We start from the raw sequence: 18,862 nt of genomic DNA on the forward strand, positions 1-18,862 counted from the left end.
TCAACCGATCCCAAACAGGCCCGAGGGCAGCTGGATCAGCAGCACCCGCTTCAGCACCCACCACATGCCCATGGGCGCCAGCACGGCGATCGGAATCGCAAGCGTCCAGCGCACGGGATCGATCAGCCGCAACAACAGCAGCATCAAGGGGATCGACGACAGCAGGAAGCCGAGCGGCTCCAGTGCGACCGAGAATGCCACCAGGCAGCCGATCAGCAGGAGCGGCTTGCTCCAGCGCACGTTCTCCCAGCGCGAGGCCAGCGTCGGGCCGCCCTCGGTGACCGCGGAGAGGATGATGGCGCCAGCGAACACGCACATCAGGATGCCGGTGTAGAACAGCACGTAGCCGGAGCCGGGATCGTTGATGGTGCCGAGCTTGAGCTTCGTGCCCGACCAGATCACGAAGCCGCCGAGCGCGAGCCCGATCAGCCCGCCCCAGAGCTCGGAATTGTTGAGGCGGAGCTTGACGTTGGTTGGATCGTGCATCGATTCTCTCTCGACCATTCCCCGGACGCTGCGCAGCACGGAGTGGTGCGCTGCAGATCCGGGGTCCAGCGGTTCGTGGCAAGGTGGGTCCCGGCTCTGCAGTGCATCGCTGAAGAAGCGCTGCACTGCGTCCGGGACACGAAGCAGTGTGGCCCTACTTCTTCGCAAGCCCGAGCTTGTCGATCACCTTGCGCTCGGACTCGGTGACCTCGACGACGAACTTCTTGTAATCCTCGGTGTTCTTGTAGTTCGGCACCATGTCGTACTTGGCGAGCGTCGCCACGACGGCGGGGTCCTCGACCGCCTTCTTGAAAGCATCGTGCAGCTTGGCGACGATCTTGGGATCCATTCCCTTCGGGCCGGCGATGCCGAACGGAGAGTCGTAGACCATGGGATAACCGAGCTCTTTCAGCGTCGGCACATCGGGGTAGTTCGGCGACCGCGCGCCCGTCCACACCATCAACAGGCGCAGCTTGCCGGCGTCGACCAGCGGCCGCCATCCCGTGGAATCCGCCTGGAGCATGGTGTGCTGTCCCAGCACCGCGGCGTTGGTCTCCGCACCGCCCTTGAACGGGACTTGCGTCAGCTTGATGCCGGACATTCCGGCGATCTGCTCCATGCCGATATGCAGCGAGGTGCCGGCGCCCGGCGTGGCATAGGTGACCTTGCCCGGATTCGCCTTCGCGAACTCCACCACGTCCTTCCAGCTCTTGAACTGCGACTCTGCGCTGGTGGTCACACCGAAGGTGTAGCCGGTGAGATGGACGATGTAGCTGAAGTCCTTGGCCGGATCCCACGACACCTCCTGCATCAAGGGCAGGCGGAAGACCGTGATCGGGATCTGCGAGATGGTGTAGCCGTCCGGCTTCGCCGCCGCTGCCATGGTCGCGGGACCGACCGTGCCGCCGCCGCCGGCCTTGTTGTCGATCACGATCGGCTGCCCCAGCACCTTCGAGGCGCTGTCGGCGATTGCGCGCATCGAGATATCGGTCGATCCGCCGGCCGGCCACGGCACGATCAGCGTGATCGGCTTGGTCGGATAATCTTGCGCGCCAGCGCTGGTTGCGGCCAACGCGCCCATGACGACATGCATAGCGGCAAATGCAGCCGCCCTCAGCCCATACCCCGACATCGGAACACCTCCCTCGCGGCGGCCCGTTCGGGCCGCAGTTTCTCATTGTTGCGACGGGATTGTCCTCGAATTCACGGGAGAAGAAAAGCGCATTGCGCGGTCGCGGTGCACAGTCGGGGAGCCAATCATGCCGGAAACGGGGCGTGCGACAATCCGTCGTTCTGGCGCTTGCCGAGACACGGAATTTGCGCCGTCGGCGGACGGCGCGCGGCTCAGGCGACCTTTCGGACCGTGTTCAGCGTCTCGATCGTGCGGCCGACCTCCGATGCGAGGCACGGCTTGCCGAAATAATAGCCCTGCACCGCGGTGCAGCCGCATTCGCGGACGAAATCGAGCTGCTCCTCGGTCTCCACACCCTCGGCCGTCGTCTCGACGCCGAGCACGGAGCCGAGGCTTGCGATGGTGCGGACGATGGCAACACTCTCCGGGCTCTCGCCGAGCGTGCCGACGAAGGAGCGGTCGATCTTGATGCGGTCGAACGGAAACTTGCGTAAGTAGCTCAGCGAGGAATAGCCGACGCCGAAATCGTCGAGGCTGACGCGCACTCCCAGCGCCCGAAGCTGGTGCAGGATCTCGATCGTCGCTTCGCTGTCGTCGAGCAGGGCCGTTTCGGTGACTTCGAGCTCGAGCCGCTGCGGCGGCAGGCCGGCTTCAGCGAGCGCGCTCGTGACCATTGCCACCAATCCGCGCGAGCGAAACTGCACCGGCGACAGGTTCACCGCGACGCTGACGTCGGGCCAGGACGCGGCAGTCGCACAGGCGCTGCGCAGCACCCATTCGCCGATCGGAACGATCAGCCCGTTCTCTTCCGCGATCGGAATGAATTCGGCCGGCGAGACCAGACCGCGCGAGGGATGTTTCCAGCGCAGCAGTGCCTCGAAACCGGTGAGCTCCGACGAATCGAGCCGCATCTGCGGCTGGAACACCAGGTGGAATTCGCGCGCCTCCAGCGCACCGCGCAAATCCTGCTCCAGCGCGTGACGGCTGCGTGCCTCCTCTTCCATCTCGGGCTCGAACAGCTGATAGGCGCCGCGCCCCTTGGCCTTGGCCTGGTAGAGTGCGAGGTCGGCGCACTTCATCAGCTCGTCCGCATCGAGCCCGTGGTCGGGCGCGATCGCGATGCCGACGGAGGCGCCGACATGGATCGACTGGTTCTCCAGCGGCGGCGGGCGGCCGATGACCTCGACCAGGCGTCTGGCGAGCTTCTCCGCCGATTGCGGCTGCGGTCCGCGCTGCAGGACGGCGAATTCGTCGCCGCCGAGACGTGCGACGGTGTCGTGCTCGCCGACATTCTCCTTGAGGCGCGCCGCGACCCAGCGCAGCAGGCGGTCGCCCGCGGCGTGGCCGAGGCGGTCGTTGACGGTCTTGAAATTGTCGAGGTCGAAGCACAGCACCGCCATCGCGCCGCCGGCGATCGCGACCTGGTTCAGCCCCTCGCTCATCTTCTCGCGGAACAGCAGGCGATTGGGCAGGTCGGTGAGCGAATCGTGCCGCGCCATGTGCGCCACGCGGGCCTGGGCCTTGTGACGCTCGGTGACGTCCTCGTAGGTGACGACCCAGCCGCCTTGCTCCATGCGCTTGTGGTTGAGCTTGATGATGCGGCCGTCGTTCAAATGCCGGTGCAGCGTGTGCTCGCCTTCGCGCAGCCGTTCGACGTAATCGGCATAAAGCCTGGCTCCCGTCATGTCAGGATGGAGGCCCAGCTCGCAGCTGTGCTCCATGATCTCGCGCATCGAGACGCCCGGCTTCACGACGTCAGGCGACAGGCCGAACATCTCGATATAGCGGCGATTGCAGACGATCACGCGCAGGTTCGCATCGAGCATGCACAGGCCCTGGCTCATGTTGTTGAGCGCCGCGTCGAAGCGGCGGTACTGCTCGCTCAGCTCCCCGATCGCATGTTCCCGCTCGGTGATATCCTCATAGGTGGCGACGAAGCCGCCGTCGGTCAGGGCGCAATAGCGTACCGAGACCACGGTGTCGTTCGACATGCGCCGACGCATCGGCGAGGAATCGCGGCTCGCGATCCGCGTGCGGGCGTCTTCCAGGATCTGCTGGGGGCTGTACTCGGACGAGAACGCGCCGTTCGCCATCGAACGCTCGATCAGCTCGGCCAGATGCGTGCCGGGCCTGGTTTCCTCCGGCGATAATCGGTAGAGCTTGCGGTAGGTGGTGTTGCAGATCCGAAGCCGCATGTCGCTGTCGTAGAAAGCAAGCCCGTGCGCCATGTTCTCCAGCGCCGCATCGAGCATGACGTTCTGTTGCCGCAGCGTTTCCTCGTATTGCAGCCGCTCCGTGACGTCCTCGTGCACGGTCACCCAGCCGCCGTCGGGCAGGAAGCGGGAGATCGTCTGCACCATGCGGCCGTCGTAACGCATCACGAGCAGCGATTTCGTCCGTCTGAGACGCACGTCCTCCAATCTGGAATCGTGGAATTCGTCGGCCGGCATGCCCGACAAATTGCCCCGCGCCACCCAATGGTCGAGCACCGTACGATGGGAGACCCCCGGCTTCACGACCCCGGGATCGAGGTTGTAGAGGTTCAGGAAACGCTCGTTGCAGACGACGACGCGGCTGTCGGCGTCGTACATGATGAGGCCGTGCGACATGTTGGCGAGCGCGTGCTGGCTGCGCTCGGTCTGCACGCGCAATTCCGCTTCGAGCCGGGCTAGGCGGGTGACATCGTCGCAGATCGTCATCCAGCCGCCGCCGGGAAGCGGCTTCAACTCGAGCGACATGACGAAGCCGGTCGCGAGCCGCTGCTCGGTCCGGAACGGCTTTCCCGCTGCGATCCGTGCGATCCGCGCCGAGTAGAGCGCGTCGAGCTCGCTTGGCGGGAAGTTGCCGCGCCCGGCGCTGTGTGCGAGCACCTCGCGGTAGCTCGTGCCTACCCGCACGACGTCGGCCGACATATCGAACAGGGAAAGGTAACGCTGGTTGACCAGCACGACGCGGTTTTCCGCGTCGTAAACGCAGACGCCCTGCTCCATGTGGTCGAGCGCAAGCTGGCTCAGCGCGACCAGGGCCTCCGGGCCCAGCTCGCGGCGTGCATCAAGCTCGTTGTCGCAGGTCGACGTCATGGGATCGGCGGGATCTCGGCGAGCAATTAACGCAACCTAATTCAACCACTGAGCGTAGCGAAGAGGCCGGAAAATTCCCTTAAGCGCAGTAGTTTACGGAGGGTGACCGGCGATGGAGAGAGTGTCGTAAATGAAGAGGCGCAAGCGAGACTTGGCCGAGAGATACACAACACATCAGTGTCGTCCCTGCCTAGTGCGCAATTGCGCACGGGGCGCAGGGACTCATAGCCACAGGAAGATGTTTGGCGAAAAACTGGAAGTGAAGGGGGCCCGGGTACGACTGCCGGGACTTAGAGATGGATCACGCGGTAATGGGTCCCTGCGTTCGCAGGGACAACGGTGTGTTCTCGGCCGAGCACTGCCCTAAGGCCCGTACAACACGAGCTCCGTGTCCGTGAGATCGCCGAGCTGCGGCCGGTGCGGGCCCTTGAAGTACTTGCGACCGCGCCGTTCGGTATAAATACCGACAAGACCGGGAATCGGCCCGTTGGCATCGACCGCCACCGCGATCTTGCCGAGCCGAAGCAGCAGCCGGCCGATACGGCCGGCACAGGCGGCGTATTCCGCGGCGTTACGGCAATAGATCAGCTTCATCGCAGGGGGCGCGATGAAGCCGCGGCGGATGCGGACGGGTTGCAGAATGAAAGGAAACGTTCCCTGTGGCGTTCGGCAGACCAGGCTGAGGCAATTGTACCGCGCATGCTGGATCAGCAGCTCGGCTTCGGATTCGGAAAGCCCCTCGATCGTCTTGGCGTGAGGCGAGATGACCTCGATCTCGCTCGCGCGAGGGACACGCGCCAGTGCCGGCACCGAGAAGAATATTCCGCGGCAATAGGCGCGAAAGCCCTGGGTCTCGATGATCGGCCAGGTCCACGGCGCCGGGCTGATGTTGAAGTAAGTCACGTCCTTGTGCCGCTGGGCGATCTTGGTCAGCAGCGGAGCGTAATTGCGATAGGCCGGATCGACATACCAGCTGGACAGGTTGCACTGAATGGCAGTCTCTTCGCCATTCCTGCGTGCCGTATAGATCAGCAGCAGCACGCCGACCGGCGTGCCGTCATTGTCGAGCATGTAGCCGAAGCGCGGATAGCCCTCCGGTACGGGCCGGAAGGCCTGTCGGCGCAGGCCCTGGATCCAGTAGTTGCGCGAGCGGCCCACGAAGCCGCGCGTCAGCAAGTCAGCGATCGCGTCTGCGTCGGACTCGGTGATCTCGCGGCATCGGACCTTGGTGTGGATCACGCTCGTCTTACCCGTGGAAATGACAGGCCTCGTTCGGTTAGCGCCAGCCCTCGACATGGGCCGCGACATGGGCATCGGCCGGTGCCAGCGGCTGCAGGCCCAGCACGTCCCGAACCTTGGCGGGCCAGGCCGCAAGGTCGGTGCCGTGAGTGTGGAACATGGCGACCGCAAGCCGGTCCATGCCGAAGGCAACGCAGCCGGTGTGGGCCGGCTCGCCGTTGGCATCCTGGATTCCCCAGGTCGTGCCGAAATGCTCGCGGTGATAATTGAAGCTCATGCAGGCCGTCGGCTGCTCTTCCGAGCGCAGCGGAATGAGAAGCTCGAACTTGAGCTGCTGCTGCTTCTGGCTCACCGCCTTCATCTGGCCGACGCGGCCGAAGAAGGGGTCGCTGGCATAGTCGACGCGGAAGGTGAGGCCGAGGTCGGTCGCGATGTTCTGCGCGCGCACCATCCAGCGCTCACGGAAGTCGGCGACGTCGTCGGGGCTGCCGATGCAGACATATTCGCGCATCCGGAACGATTGCAGCCGGTCGAGATGCTTCGATGGCTCGCGGCGGAAGCAATCCGCGGCGACGTCGAAGCGCAGGCCGCCCTTCGGCAGGGGCCCGCGGCTCGCCGCGATCGGATAGACCGGATAGCAGGCTGCTGGCGACAGCACGAGGTCGGCGGGCGACAGCGAGGTGGTCCAGTCGCCGCCGGCATCGAAGCGGCTCACCGCGGCGTTGATCTCGCGCTCGGTCCCGTGCAGGCCGCAGACGCAGCCGAGCAGGTTCGGAAAGCTCTTGAGATAGCCGGATTTCTCCAGCTGAGCCCGGCTCATCACCGGCGGGAAGCGCATCACTTCGGTGCCGGATTCGCGATGGCCCGTGATCAGCGCGGCAAGCTTCTCGACGACGCCTTCATAGAGCGCGGTGCGGGCGTAGACTCCGTCGGCACCCATGCGATGGAACAGTTTGTCGGCGAGATGATCGAGCGGATCGATCGCCTGCGGCGCGGTCGTCGGCGAATCGGGGAGGATGGCAATGTTCATGGTCCGGTATCCTGCTATCTCAAAATTGTTCTTGTTGGTTCGGTCGCCGAGGACTTAGTCACGAAGGCTTGTCGGCACGCCGCTCATCAGCGTCGATGTCGCGGCATTGGCGAGAATGCGGTCGTTGTTGATCATGATCGGAGCCGACAGCACGTCGCGCAGGTGCCGGCCCATGGTGAATTCGCCGTCGTTGCGGTAGCCGGAGAGGCCCGCCGTGCGCATCGCATGCATCACGGTCTCGACCGCCAGCTCGGAGGCCTGCACCTTCAGAAGCGTGATCGAGGACTGGAAGTCGAGCGAGCCGAGGGCGCGCTCGTCGTGCTCGGCGCGGGCAAAGGCGTCGATATTGGCCGACAGCAGCGCGCGCAGTCTTGCCAGCGACATCTTGGCGGCGGTGAAATGTGCCGCGGCGGGCGGCATCTGGCCGCCGGAGCTGCGGGCTGCCTTGCGGATGAAGGCCTGTGCGCGGGTGACGGCTGCGGCGGCGATCCCGGCCCAGGCCGACGACCAGCACAGATGTGCGAACGGCGTCATGGTCTGGGCGTGGATCTTGTCATAGGATTCCGGGAAGACGCGGTCGGCGGGGCAGTCGACCTTCAGCTCGAACCCGGTCGAGCAGGTGCCGCGCATGCCCAGCGTTTCCCAGCCAAGGGTCCGCTTCAGCGAATAATCGTCCTTAGCGAGTGCCAGCAGCACCTGGTCGGAGGCCGCGGCATCGGTGGCGCGACGGGCGATGGTGACGAGGCCGTCGGCCTCGGCGCCGTAGGAAATCACGGTGGCGTCGCGCACCAGCGAGATGGTGTCGCCGGCGTGGTCGACGGCGGCGGCGCTGGCGCGGATGTTGCCGCCGTTCTGGCCCTCGGTGGTCGAGGAGGCGAGCAGCCACTGGTCGCGGGCGACCCGGCGCATCATGGTCTCCATCCAGGGAATGCCGTGGCCGTGCCTGATCACGCAGGCGACCTTGGTCTGGTGCATCGCGTAGATCATCGCGGTCGAGGCGCAGGCGCGGCCGAGCGTGTAGCAGATGTCGGTGACGTCGTAGATGGAAGCGCCGAAGCCGCCGAATTCGACCGGGATCATGACGCCGAGCAGCTTCTGCTCGCGGGCGGCCTCGAAAGCCTTGTGCGGGAAACGGGCGTCGCGATCGACCTCGTCGGCGTCGGCCGCCGCAGCAGCGGCGGTTCGGGCGGTGCGCTCGATCAGGGAGGGACCCTGCTCGAGGAAGCTCGTCTGTGCTTCGTCGACAGTGAGGATTGCTTCACGCACGTTCATACTCGTCCGCCTCCGGTTGCCGTTCGAGATCGCCGGCGTCATTGCGACGCCGCTGAAAGCGATCCTCCGGTCATCTTTGCTTGTGAGACGAGGCTACGGATTTAATTCAAATTCGTCGATCAAATACAGGGTAAACAAAGCCAAATTCCGAACGAACAGTTAAGGTCGGGTTGTTTGTGCCTCCCGCTTTTCGAGCATCGCGTTAGGAATCTGGAAGAAGCTCGAATTCCAGACAATCTGAGTCATCGTTTACTAACAAACGCGAAGTATTGGTGCCTCCCATTGCAGGACCGGCGGGCCGCGCCCATCGTAGCCGGAGCTGGTCCACCTCCGACGACAGACGGGAATTTGCCGATGCAGGCCTTTGATACCGAATTGCGCAACCGCATCATCAAGCTGGTGAAGGGCATCCTCGAGCAGAATTCGCTCAGCGCCGACCTCACGCCATCCGCCAAGCTGGTCGACGCCGGCCTGACCTCGATGGATATGGTCAATCTGATGCTCGGGGTCGAAGCCGAGTTCGACTTCACGATCCCGCAGTCGGAGATCACGCCGGAGAATTTCCAGTCCGTCGAGACCCTGGAGCGGATGGTGGCGGCGCAGCTGCAGCTGGCGAACGCGGCTTAAGTCAGGGCGCTGCTCTCTTCCAGGTGTGTCGTCCCTGCCTAGTGCGCAATCGCCCTCCTCACGGCACCGGCATCACTGCACCATCCCCGTTCCAAAGCCGCCGCAAAACTGGCATAGCTTAACCATGTCGCACGTGGCGAACAGGGTGGAGCAGGCATGGCGCAGGCGGTATTGGGCATCATCGGCGGTTCAGGCATCTATGATCTGCCGGGCCTCGAGGATGCGCGCGAAGAGGTGATCGGAAGTCCCTGGGGCGAGCCGTCGGCTCCCTTGCGGCGCGGCGCTATCGCCGGCCTGCCGATCGTGTTCCTGCCGCGGCACGACAAGGGCCATCGGCTGTCGCCCTCCGATATCAACTATCGCGCCAATATCGACGTGCTCAAGCGCGCCGGGGTCACCGACCTGATCTCGCTGTCGGCCTGCGGTTCGTTCAAGGAGGAACTTCCGCCCGGCACCTTCGTCCTCGTCGACCAGTTCGTGGACCGTACCCACAAGCGCGAGAGCTCGTTCTTCGGGCGGGGCTGCGTCGCGCATGTGTCGATGGCGCATCCGGTCTCGCCGCGGTTGCGCATCCACCTTGCGGCAGCGGCCGAAGCCGAGAATATCGCGATTGCGCGCGGGGGAACCTATGTCTGCATGGAAGGTCCGCAATTCTCCACCTATGCCGAGAGCATGACCTACAAGACGCTGGGCTATTCCGTGATCGGCATGACCAACATGCCCGAGGCAAAGCTCGCACGCGAGGCGGAGATCTGCTACGCCACGGTCGCGATGGTGACGGATTTCGATTGCTGGCATCCCGACCACGATGCCGTCACTGTGCAGGACATCATCCGCGTGCTGAGCTCCAACGCCGACAAGGCGAAGGCGCTGGTGGCGCGGCTGGCAAGGGATTTCCCGCGCGAGCACGAGCCGTGCCCGATCGGCTCGGACCGCGCGCTCGACACCGCGCTGATCACGGCGCCCGAGGCGCGCGATCCGGAGCTGCTCAAGAAGCTCGACGCGGTGGCGGGACGCGTGCTGCGGGCGTGATACGAAAGGCAGAATGCCATGAAGGTCGACGGCAAGCACTTCCGCAGCATCTGGCGTGAGCGTGACGGCTGGTCGGTCGGCGCGATCGATCAGCGCCGGCTGCCGCATGAGTTCGTCGTCGCGAAGCTGATCTCGTGCGAAGACGCGGCCGTCGCGATCCGCGACATGCTGGTGCGCGGCGCGCCGTTGATCGGCGCGACGGCGGCTTATGGCATGGCGCTCGCTATGCGCGAGGATGCCTCCGACGCCGGGCTGAAACGGGCCTATGACACGCTTGTCGTGGCGCGGCCGACGGCGATCAATCTGAAATGGGCGCTGGACGAGATGCGTGCGACGCTGGCGCCGATCGATCCCGATGAACGGGCGGAGGCCGCTTATGCGCGCGCCGATGAGATCGTCGAGCAGGATGTCGAGATCAATCGCGGCATCGCCGGCAACGGTCTGAAGCTGATCGAGGCGATCGCATCGAAGAAGCCGGGCGAGGCGGTCAACGTGCTGACCCATTGCAACGCCGGCTGGCTTGCCACCGTCGACTGGGGCACCGCGACGGCGCCGATCTATCTTGCGCATGAGCGCGGCATCAAGATCCATGTCTGGGTCGACGAGACGCGTCCGCGCAACCAGGGCGCCTCGCTCACCGCATGGGAACTCGGCCATCACGGCGTGCCGCATACCGTGATCCCCGACAATACCGGCGGCCATCTAATGCAGCACGGCATGGTCGATCTCGCCATCGTCGGCACCGACCGCGTCGCCGCCAATGGCGACGTCTGCAACAAGATCGGCACCTATCTGAAGGCGCTCGCCGCCCACGACAACAACGTGCCGTTCTACGTCGCGCTGCCGTCGCCCACGATCGATTTCGCCGTCCATGACGGCATCCGCGATATCCCGATCGAGCAGCGCAGCGGCGTCGAGGTCACCGACATGACCGGCCGCACCGCCGATGGAAGGCTGGAGACGGTGCGGATCGTGCCGGAGGGCTCGCCGGTCGCGAACTACGCCTTCGACGTGACCCCGGCGCGCCTTGTGACAGGTCTCATCACCGAGCGCGGCGTGCTGAAGCCGGATCGAGCCTCGCTCGCTGCGGCATTCCCGGAGCGGATCGCTGCCGCGGCGGAATAGCTCTCGTAGGGTGGGCAAAGGCGCGGAAGCGCCGTGCCCACGATTTGCCAGTGGTGGGCACGCTGCGCTTTGCCCACCCTACGGCAGCGTCACTGGCGCGCTGTCTACCCCAGCGTCAGCCCCGTCGCCTTCTCCAGCTCGGCAATCGCCTGTGCGCCGCTCGTCACCTTGATCGTGGTCATGCCCATCTCGCGCGCGGGCTTGAGGTTGACGCCGAGATCGTCGAGATAGACGCAGTTCTTTGGATCGACCTTCAATGTGTCTACCATCTGCGCGTAGATGCGCGGGTCGGGCTTGCGCAGGCCGATCTTGGCGGATTCGATCACATGGTCGAACAGCACCATCACCTCGGCAATGTAGAGCGAGCGCCCGGTCAGGCTGCCGATCGCATTGGCCGGAAGGTTGTTGGTAATGCAGCCGGTCTTGAATTGCGCCTTGATGCGCTTCAGGGCCTCGACCATCTCCGGGCGCAGCTCGCCCTGCAGCAGCGGCAGCACCTCGCGGCCGCGCACCTCGGCGCCAAGCGCGCGAGATTCCTCGGCGAACAATCGATCGAACGTCTCGATGTCGACCTCGGCCCGCTCGAACCTGGCCCAGGCGTTTTCCAGGTGGTTGGCGGCGTTGGTGCGCCGGATGATGTCGACGGGCAGGCCGCGCGCCGTCTCGAACCGCGCGAACGCCTCGAAGGGCGAGCTCGTCAGCACGCCGCCAAAATCAAAGATCACCGCCTCGATCGCCAATGTCCTGCCCTCGTCAATTCCTTTCCAAGACGGCTAGCATGCGCTATCGGCAAGGGCCAGTCCGAAGCCATCTGCCGCCGTCAACGACGCCGAAGCGTGTTCCCATGAAGAAGCTTGCAACTCTCGTCATCGCTGCGCTGCTGACCGTCGGGTCAGCTCATGCCATCGTCGGCGGCGGCACGCCGCAGGCCGATGGTGTCGCGCGCGCCATCGTCACCATCGTCGGCTCGCGCGGCAATTTCTGCACCGGCAGCCTGATTGCACCGCGCGTGGTCTTGACGGTCGCGCACTGCGTGCAGCCTGGCGCGGACTACAAGGTGGTCGATCGCGGCGCCGACGGTACGCCGCAATTGCTGAACGTGCGCACGGTCGCGATCCATCCGAACTTCAGCATGCAGGCGATGCAATCGCACCGCGCCACCGCCGACGTGGCGTTGCTGCAACTGGAAATTCCACTCAAGGGAAAATCCACAGTGACGGTCGGCACGCCGACGATCCCAATCCGGGTCGGCAGCCGATTCGTCATCGCCGGCATTGGCGTCACGGTCCACGGTGACGGCAAGAGTGGCGGCATCACGCGTGTGGCCGGGCTCGTTGCCACGGGCCAGCCCGGCACGCTCCAGATTAGGCTGGTCGATCCCGTAACCAACGGTGTTCGCGAGGGAATCGGCGCTTGCACCGGCGATTCCGGCGGTCCTGTGTTCGAGGACAAGCCGAATGGCGCCTTCCTCGTCGGGCTCGTCAGCTGGTCCACGGGGCCGAACGGTGCGGCCGGTTGCGGCGGAATGACCGGCGTCACGCCGCTCACGCTGTACCGCGACTGGATCTTGCAGACCGCGCGGGGCTGGGGCGCGGCGCTGTGATTTGACCGCGACTTGATCTATGTCATTTTGAAGCGGAAGCGCGCCGGGTGATCATGCCGGTCGCGGAGGAAACGCGTTGCCCGTCAAGGGCGGCCACAAAAACAAGCAAGGCATAGAAGCACCAATGAATGTCGCTGTTCGCAGTCACGCCACAACCAAGCAAGCTTCGGAACATTTCGACGTGCTGATCGTCGGTGCCGGCATCTCCGGCATCGGCAGCGCCTATCACATCCAGAAGCAGCTTCCGGGCACGAGCTACGTCATCCTGGAGACGCAGGAGACGTTCGGCGGCACATGGAGCACACATCGCTACCCCGGCATTCGCTCCGACAGCGATCTCCATACCTTCGGCTACAGCTTCAAGCCGTGGGTCGGCCCGCCGATTGCGACGGCCGATGAGATACTTTCCTATATGAAAGAGGTGATCGACGAGAACGATATCGCCAAGCACATCCGCTACAAGCACAAGATCAATTCCGCGAGCTGGTCGAGCGAGCAGAATCTCTGGACCATCGAGGCGGTGACGACCGACACCGGCGAAGCAAGGACGTTCACCGCGAACTTTCTCTGGATGTGCCAGGGCTATTACCGCCATTCGGAAGGCTATACACCGGAATGGAAGGGCATGGACCGCTTCAAGGGTCGCATCGTCCATCCCCAGACCTGGCCTGACGACATCGACCTCACGAACAAGAGGGTCGTCGTGATCGGCTCGGGCGCCACTGCGGCGACGCTGGTGCCGAACATCGCGGACAAATGCGCGCATGTCACCATGCTGCAGCGCTCGCCGACCTATTTCCGGCTCGGCCGCAACGCCATCGAGATCGCCGAAGAGCTGCGCCGGCTTCAGGTCGACGAGGCGTGGATCCACGAGATCGTGCGGCGCAAGATCCTGTTCGAGCAGGATGCCTTCACCAAGCTCTGCGTATCCAAGCCCGAGCAGGTGAAGAAGGAGCTGATCGGCCAGATCAGCGCTGTGCTCGGCCCCGATTACGATGTCGAGACGCACTTCACGCCGACCTACCGGCCCTGGCGCCAGCGCATCGCCTTCGTCCCGGATGCCGACCTGTTCAAGGGCATCGCCAGCGGCAAGGCCTCCGTCGTCACCGACGAGATCGAGTGCTTCGTCGAGAACGGCATCCAGCTGAAATCGGGCAAGCTGCTCGAAGCCGACGTCATCGTCACCGCGACGGGCTTCAATCTCGCGGCGCTCGGCGACATCGCCTTCGAGATCGACGGCAAGCCGCTCGCCTTCGGCGACACCGTCACCTATCGCGGCATGATGTTCACGGGCGTGCCCAACATGGTCTGGGTGTTCGGCTATTTCCGCGCCAGCTGGACGCTGCGCGTCGACCTCGTCGCCGATTTCGTCTGCCGGCTGCTCGGTCACATGAAGGCCAAGGGCGCCAGGAAGGTCGAGGTGAAACTGCGCCCCGAAGACCACAACATGCCGATCCTGCCCTGGATTGATCCGGAAAACTTCAATCCCGGCTACATGATGCGCAACATGGACCTGTTGCCCAAGCGCGGCGACAAGCCGGAATGGCAGCACAGCCAGGATTACTGGACCGAAAAGGACGAGATTCCGAAGACGGATCTGGACGACAACGCGTTTGTGTACAGTTGAAGATGCCGATGTAAGGGGCGGCTATCGATCGCCACACACTCCGCTGTCGTCCCGGGGTGCGAAGCGAGCCCGGGACCCATAACCACAGGGAGTGGTTACTGGGCACGCTGATCACTCCGAGTCTTCGCAAAACACCTCCCGGGGGTTATGGCTCCCGGATCGGCGCTCCGCTTCGCTGCGCTTGTCCGGGACGACACCGTGGATCGGGTGCGCAGCATCTCAACTCATTCACGCCACGCCTAAGAATTCCGCCGCGTCGCATTCGCCGCAATCGCCGCCGCCGCCGTCCGGTTCTCCACGCCGAGCTTGGCGTAGATCTGCTCCAGATGCTTGTCGACGGTGCGCGGGCTGAGGCCCAGGATCTGCGCGATGTCGCGGTTGGTCTTGCCCTTGCTGAGCCAGGCGAGCACCTCGCCCTCGCGGGTGGTGAGGCCGAGCTCGCTGGTGAACTCGGGAGGCAGCGCGGTGCCGGACTCCCGGGAGAGCCGCAGCAGAAACTCGTTCGGCGCCGTTTCGCCCATGTAATAGAGCCGGAGTTGCGGATTGTCGGGTAACGAGGTCGCCTGCGACTTCGAGCTGCCCTTGGCCTTGGCCTGCTCGAGCCATTGCAGCAGTGATGGCGGCAGCACGAAGTCGTCGGCCTGTGTGCCCTGATGGTCGGACATCAATTTCTGCGCCTGCGGCGTCGCCCACAGCACGTTGCCCTGGCGGTTGACCGCGAACAGGAAGCGGCCGGAGACGTCGAGCGCGGCGCGCGCGCTCTGCGTCAGCCGGGCATTGCCGAGATGAACGCGGATCCGCGCCAGCATCTCCTCGATCACGATCGGCTTGGTCACGTAGTCGACGCCGCCGGCCTCGAGCCCGCGCACGATGTGCTCGGTTTCAGCGAGGCCCGTCATGAAGATGACAGGGACATTGGCAAGGTCGGCGTCGCGCTTGAGCCGGCGGCAGGTCTCGAAGCCGTCGATTCCGGGCATCACGGCATCGAGCAGCACGATGTCGGGCGTGATCTGGTCGACGATGCGCATCGCGGCTGCGCCGTCGAGCGCCACCATCACCGTCATGCCGGCACCGTCGAGCGCGTCGGTCAGCAGCCGCAGCGTCTCCGGAGAGTCATCGACAACGAGCGCGACGTCGCGCTTCTTCGGTTCAATGCTCATGCGCATGCAATGTCTTCAATGTGTCCATGTACTGATCGAGATCGAAGCGGTCGACCAGCGAGCGCATCTGCGCGACGAAGTCGGCATGCTCCGGATGCTCGCTGCCGATCTCGTCCAGCTTCAATTGGATGCCCTTGACGTAGCCGATCTGGCCGAGCCCGATCAGCGCCTCGATGTGCCGCGCCGGCGGCCTTGAACCAGTCTCGGGACGCCAGAACGGCACTGCGATCTCGTTCGAACCGTACTGCCACTCGATCTTGAGGAGTTGGCGGATCGTCTCCAAGAGCCGAGGGATGTCGATCGGCTTCATCAGATAGCCGTCGTGGAAGGGCTGTGCCAGCGGCGCGCCGTGGGCCTCTAGTGCGCTTGCCGACACCATCAGTATCCGCGCCTGGTGATGGCCGCTCGCGCGCAAGGCCTCCGCTACGGCCCAGCCGTCCATGGCCGGCATCGAAATGTCGAGCAGGAACAGATCGGGCCGGCAATGCTGCGCCAGTGCGAGGCAGCCGGGCCCATCGGGGGCGCTGAGCAGGATGAAACCGAGCGGCGTCAGCACCTCGCGCAGCAGGTCGCGATGCACGGGATCGTCGTCGGTGACGAGGATGGTCTTGCGCGCGCCGTGATAGCCGGAGACCGGCGCCTCCACCGGCGCGATGCGCTGCGGATTGGTGACCTCCGAGAGCAGAAGCTTGACCTTGAAGGTCGAACCGGTCCCGACCGTGCTCGTGACCTTGATATCGCCGCCCATCACCCCGGCCAGCAGGCGGCTGATGGTCAGGCCGAGCCCGGTGCCGGTCTGCGGCTGCGAGACGCCGAGCGCGCCGCGTTCGAAGGGCGCGAAGATGCGCTCGAGGTCGTCGGCCCGGATGCCCGGGCCGGTGTCGATCACCTCGAACTCGGCCACGGGGCTGCGATAGTGCACGACGAACTGCACACTGCCGCTCTGGGTGAACTTGATGGCGTTGGAGAGCAAATTGATCAACACCTGGCGCAGCCGCTTCTCGTCGGCATAGACCACCAGCGGCAGGTGTGGAGGCCGCCGGAACACGAAGTCGATGCCCTTGGCCGCGGCCTGCAAACGGAACATGCCGACGAGCTGGTCGAGGAATTCGCCGAGGCGCACCTCGTCGCGCGACAGGTACAGCCGCCCTGCCTCGATCTTGGAGATGTCCAGAATGCCGTCGATCAGGCCGGAGAGGTGGTCGGCGCTGCGACGGACGACGCGGACCTGGTCGCGCGGCTTGGCGCTCAGCGTCGCATCCTGCTCCAGCAGCTGGGCATAGCCGCTGATCGCGTTCAGCGGCGAGCGCAGCTCGTGGCTCAGGCCTACCACGTAGCGGCTCTTGGCGAGGTTGGCGGATTCGGCGACTTCCTTGGCGCGCTGGAGCTCGGCGTCGGTGCGCTTGTGGGCGTCGATCTCCTGGATCAGCAGTGTCGTCTGCCGCCGCGTCTCGGCTTCGGCCGCGCGGCGGCTCTGCTGCGCCAACACGAACAGCCAGGCGACCACACCGATGATGATGCTGAGCGAGAAGAACACCTTCCACAGCACGTCGGAGACGAGTGCATTTTCGCCATGTACGCTCGCCGATGTCTGCAGATAGATCAGCCCGAGCACCAGCGCGACGAGACCCGCCGAGACCACGAACACGCCGATATAGTGGCCGAGCTGCGAGTTGATCCGGGCGTAGATCGGCTGCGGCATCAGCTTGCCCAGCGTCTCCGACACCTGCGCCTGGATCCGCGCATGCGGCTTGCAGAGATCGTGGCAGCGGGCGTCCAGCGAACAGCACAGGGAACAGATCGGCCCGGCGTAAGCGGGGCAGGAGGCCATGTCCTCCGGCTCGAACGCGTGCTCGCAGATACAGCACTGGATCGATTCGATGTTCTGCCAGCTGCGCTTGGGCTTGCGTGCGATGTAGTATTTGCCGCCGGTGGCCCAGGCAATCAACGGGGCGGCGATGAAGGCGACGGCGAGCGCGATGAAGGCCGACAGCGCCTTCGCGGTAGGCCCGAACAGACCGTAAAAGGCGCTGATGGAGACGATGGTCGCGATCGTCATCGCACCGACGCCGACCGGGTTGATGTCGTAGAGATGCGCGCGCTTGAATTCGATCTGCTGCGGCCGCAAGCCCAGCGGCTTGTTGATGACGAGATCGGCGACCAGCGCGCCGACCCAAGCGATCGCGACGTTGGAATAAAGCGCCAGCGTCTGCTCCAGCGCCTTGTAGACCCCGATCTCCATCAGCAACAGGGCCACGATGACGTTGAAGACCAGCCACACCACGCGGCCGGGATGGCTGTGGGTCAGGCGCGAAAAGAAGTTCGACCACGCGATCGAACCGGCATAGGCGTTGGTGACGTTGATCTTGACCTGCGAGAGGATCACGAACGTTCCGGTTAGGGCCAGCGCAAGATCGGGCTGCGACAGCACGTAGCGGAACGCTTCGAGATACATGTGCGCCGGCTCGGCGGCCTCCTCGGGCGGCACCCCGTGGCTGAGCGCGAAGAAGGCGAGGAACGAGCCCGCCAGCAGCTTCAGCGCGCCCAGCACGATCCAGCCGGGGCCTGCGCTCATCAGCGCCATCCACCAGGAGGCCTTGGACGCGCGGCGGTCGCGCGGCAGGAAGCGCAGGAAGTCGACCTGCTCGCCGATCTGCGCCACCAGCGAGAACACGACCGAGGCCGCGACACCGAACAGCAGCAGATCAAATTGCCCGTTGAGGTCGCCGTGCTCGCCGGAAAACTTGCGCCATTCCGTAAAGGAATGCGGGTTGTGCCAGGCGATCGCCGCGAATGGGATGATGTGCAGCACGATCCACAGCGGCTGCGTCCACAATTGAAAGCGGCTGATCAGCGTGATGCCGTAAGCCACCAGCGGGATGATGACGACGGCGCTGATGAGATAGCCGATCGGCCGCGGAATCCCGAAGCACATCTCGAGCGCGGACGCGAGGATCACCGCTTCAATCGCGAAGAAGATGAAGGTGAAGGACGCGTAGATCAGCGAGGTGACGGTCGAGCCGATGTAGCCGAACCCGGCGCCGCGCGTCAGCAGGTCGATGTCGATGCCGCATTTGGCGGCATAATAGGCGATCGGAACGCCGCAGCAGAAGATGATGAGGGAAACCACGAGAATGGCGACAGTGGCGTTGGTGACGCCGTAGTTCAGCGTGATGGTGCCGCCGATCGCCTCCATCGCCAGGAACGAGATCGCGCCCAGCGCAGTGTTGGCGACCCGGGCGGCGGACCAGCGGCGTGCGCTCTTGGCCGTGAAGCGCAGCGCGTAGTCTTCCAGCGTCTGGTTGGCGACCCATTGGTTGTACTGGCGCCTGACGCGGTCTATTCGCTGCCGCCCTGCCACGCTCTACCCCACTGCCGATACGGACCCGGAGCCCCTCGCAAATTCCGTACCAAGAGCCTACGTCGGCATTTTGCGGTGCAGTATACGC

At 64.7% G+C, this 18,862-nt stretch carries 14 protein-coding genes; 5 read left to right on the forward strand and 9 right to left on the reverse strand.

From position 1 onward, the window contains the following. From WI560_RS01390 to WI560_RS01415, 6 genes are all read right to left on the reverse strand, one after another. Positions 1 to 486: a tripartite tricarboxylate transporter TctB family protein gene (locus tag WI560_RS01390; protein ID WP_375306594.1), complete on the reverse strand. Its 486-nt coding sequence runs from the start codon at positions 484 to 486 to the stop codon at positions 1 to 3. A 154-nt stretch (positions 487 to 640) separates the two neighbouring features. Further along, on the reverse strand, positions 641 to 1,618 hold the full coding sequence (locus WI560_RS01395) for a Bug family tripartite tricarboxylate transporter substrate binding protein (protein ID WP_375306595.1): 978 nt from the start codon (positions 1,616 to 1,618) through the stop codon (positions 641 to 643). Between the two features lie 212 nt (positions 1,619 to 1,830). Continuing rightward, entirely contained in the window at positions 1,831 to 4,698 is a 2,868-nt protein-coding gene (locus WI560_RS01400; protein ID WP_375306596.1) for a PAS-domain containing protein, read from the reverse strand. Between the two features lie 363 nt (positions 4,699 to 5,061). Further along, positions 5,062 to 5,937, reverse strand: a complete 876-nt coding sequence (locus tag WI560_RS01405; RefSeq protein ID WP_375306597.1) for an acyl-CoA acyltransferase — start codon at positions 5,935 to 5,937, stop codon at positions 5,062 to 5,064. 37 nt (positions 5,938 to 5,974) lie between these two features. Beyond that, positions 5,975 to 6,967: an amino acid--[acyl-carrier-protein] ligase gene (locus WI560_RS01410; protein ID WP_375306598.1), complete on the reverse strand. Its 993-nt coding sequence runs from the start codon at positions 6,965 to 6,967 to the stop codon at positions 5,975 to 5,977. Positions 6,968 to 7,021: 54 nt separating this feature from the next. Then, the gene (locus WI560_RS01415; protein WP_375306599.1) at positions 7,022 to 8,239 is read right to left on the reverse strand and encodes an acyl-CoA dehydrogenase family protein; all 1,218 of its coding nucleotides are present in this window, start codon (positions 8,237 to 8,239) and stop codon (positions 7,022 to 7,024) included. Between the two features lie 354 nt (positions 8,240 to 8,593). Here WI560_RS01415 and WI560_RS01420 point away from each other — a divergent pair, with 354 nt between their 5' ends. From WI560_RS01420 to mtnA, 3 genes are all read left to right on the forward strand, one after another. After that, positions 8,594 to 8,866, forward strand: a complete 273-nt coding sequence (locus tag WI560_RS01420) for a phosphopantetheine-binding protein (protein ID WP_028133822.1) — start codon at positions 8,594 to 8,596, stop codon at positions 8,864 to 8,866. 156 nt (positions 8,867 to 9,022) lie between these two features. Then, the gene (locus WI560_RS01425; protein ID WP_375306600.1) at positions 9,023 to 9,898 is read left to right on the forward strand and encodes an S-methyl-5'-thioadenosine phosphorylase; all 876 of its coding nucleotides are present in this window, start codon (positions 9,023 to 9,025) and stop codon (positions 9,896 to 9,898) included. A gap of 18 nt (positions 9,899 to 9,916) precedes the next feature. After that, positions 9,917 to 11,023 carry an S-methyl-5-thioribose-1-phosphate isomerase gene (mtnA, locus tag WI560_RS01430; RefSeq protein ID WP_375306601.1) on the forward strand — a complete coding sequence of 369 codons (1,107 nt, stop codon included), beginning with the start codon at positions 9,917 to 9,919 and terminating at the stop codon, positions 11,021 to 11,023. Positions 11,024 to 11,127: 104 nt separating this feature from the next. On the opposite strand, the gene WI560_RS01435 is transcribed toward mtnA, so the two are convergent. Further along, a complete protein-coding gene (locus tag WI560_RS01435; RefSeq protein WP_257179278.1) occupies positions 11,128 to 11,763 on the reverse strand; it encodes an HAD-IA family hydrolase in 636 nt (211 codons plus the stop codon). A 104-nt stretch (positions 11,764 to 11,867) separates the two neighbouring features. Here WI560_RS01435 and WI560_RS01440 point away from each other — a divergent pair, with 104 nt between their 5' ends. Then, positions 11,868 to 12,626 carry a trypsin-like serine protease gene (locus tag WI560_RS01440; protein WP_375306602.1) on the forward strand — a complete coding sequence of 253 codons (759 nt, stop codon included), beginning with the start codon at positions 11,868 to 11,870 and terminating at the stop codon, positions 12,624 to 12,626. A gap of 124 nt (positions 12,627 to 12,750) precedes the next feature. Then, the gene (locus tag WI560_RS01445; RefSeq protein WP_375306603.1) at positions 12,751 to 14,253 is read left to right on the forward strand and encodes a flavin-containing monooxygenase; all 1,503 of its coding nucleotides are present in this window, start codon (positions 12,751 to 12,753) and stop codon (positions 14,251 to 14,253) included. A gap of 239 nt (positions 14,254 to 14,492) precedes the next feature. Here the strand turns inward: WI560_RS01445 and WI560_RS01450 are convergent, their stop codons facing one another. Both WI560_RS01450 and WI560_RS01455 read right to left on the reverse strand, forming a co-directional pair. After that, the gene (locus WI560_RS01450; RefSeq protein WP_375306604.1) at positions 14,493 to 15,419 is read right to left on the reverse strand and encodes a response regulator; all 927 of its coding nucleotides are present in this window, start codon (positions 15,417 to 15,419) and stop codon (positions 14,493 to 14,495) included. After that, positions 15,403 to 18,774, reverse strand: a complete 3,372-nt coding sequence (locus tag WI560_RS01455; protein WP_375306605.1) for an ATP-binding protein — start codon at positions 18,772 to 18,774, stop codon at positions 15,403 to 15,405. The genes WI560_RS01450 and WI560_RS01455 overlap by 17 nt, the downstream gene beginning before the upstream one ends. Positions 18,775 to 18,862 lie beyond the last annotated feature (88 nt).

Source organism: Bradyrhizobium sp. A11, from assembly GCF_042077125.1.
In the GTDB taxonomy this organism is placed as follows: domain Bacteria; phylum Pseudomonadota; class Alphaproteobacteria; order Rhizobiales; family Xanthobacteraceae; genus Bradyrhizobium; species Bradyrhizobium japonicum_B.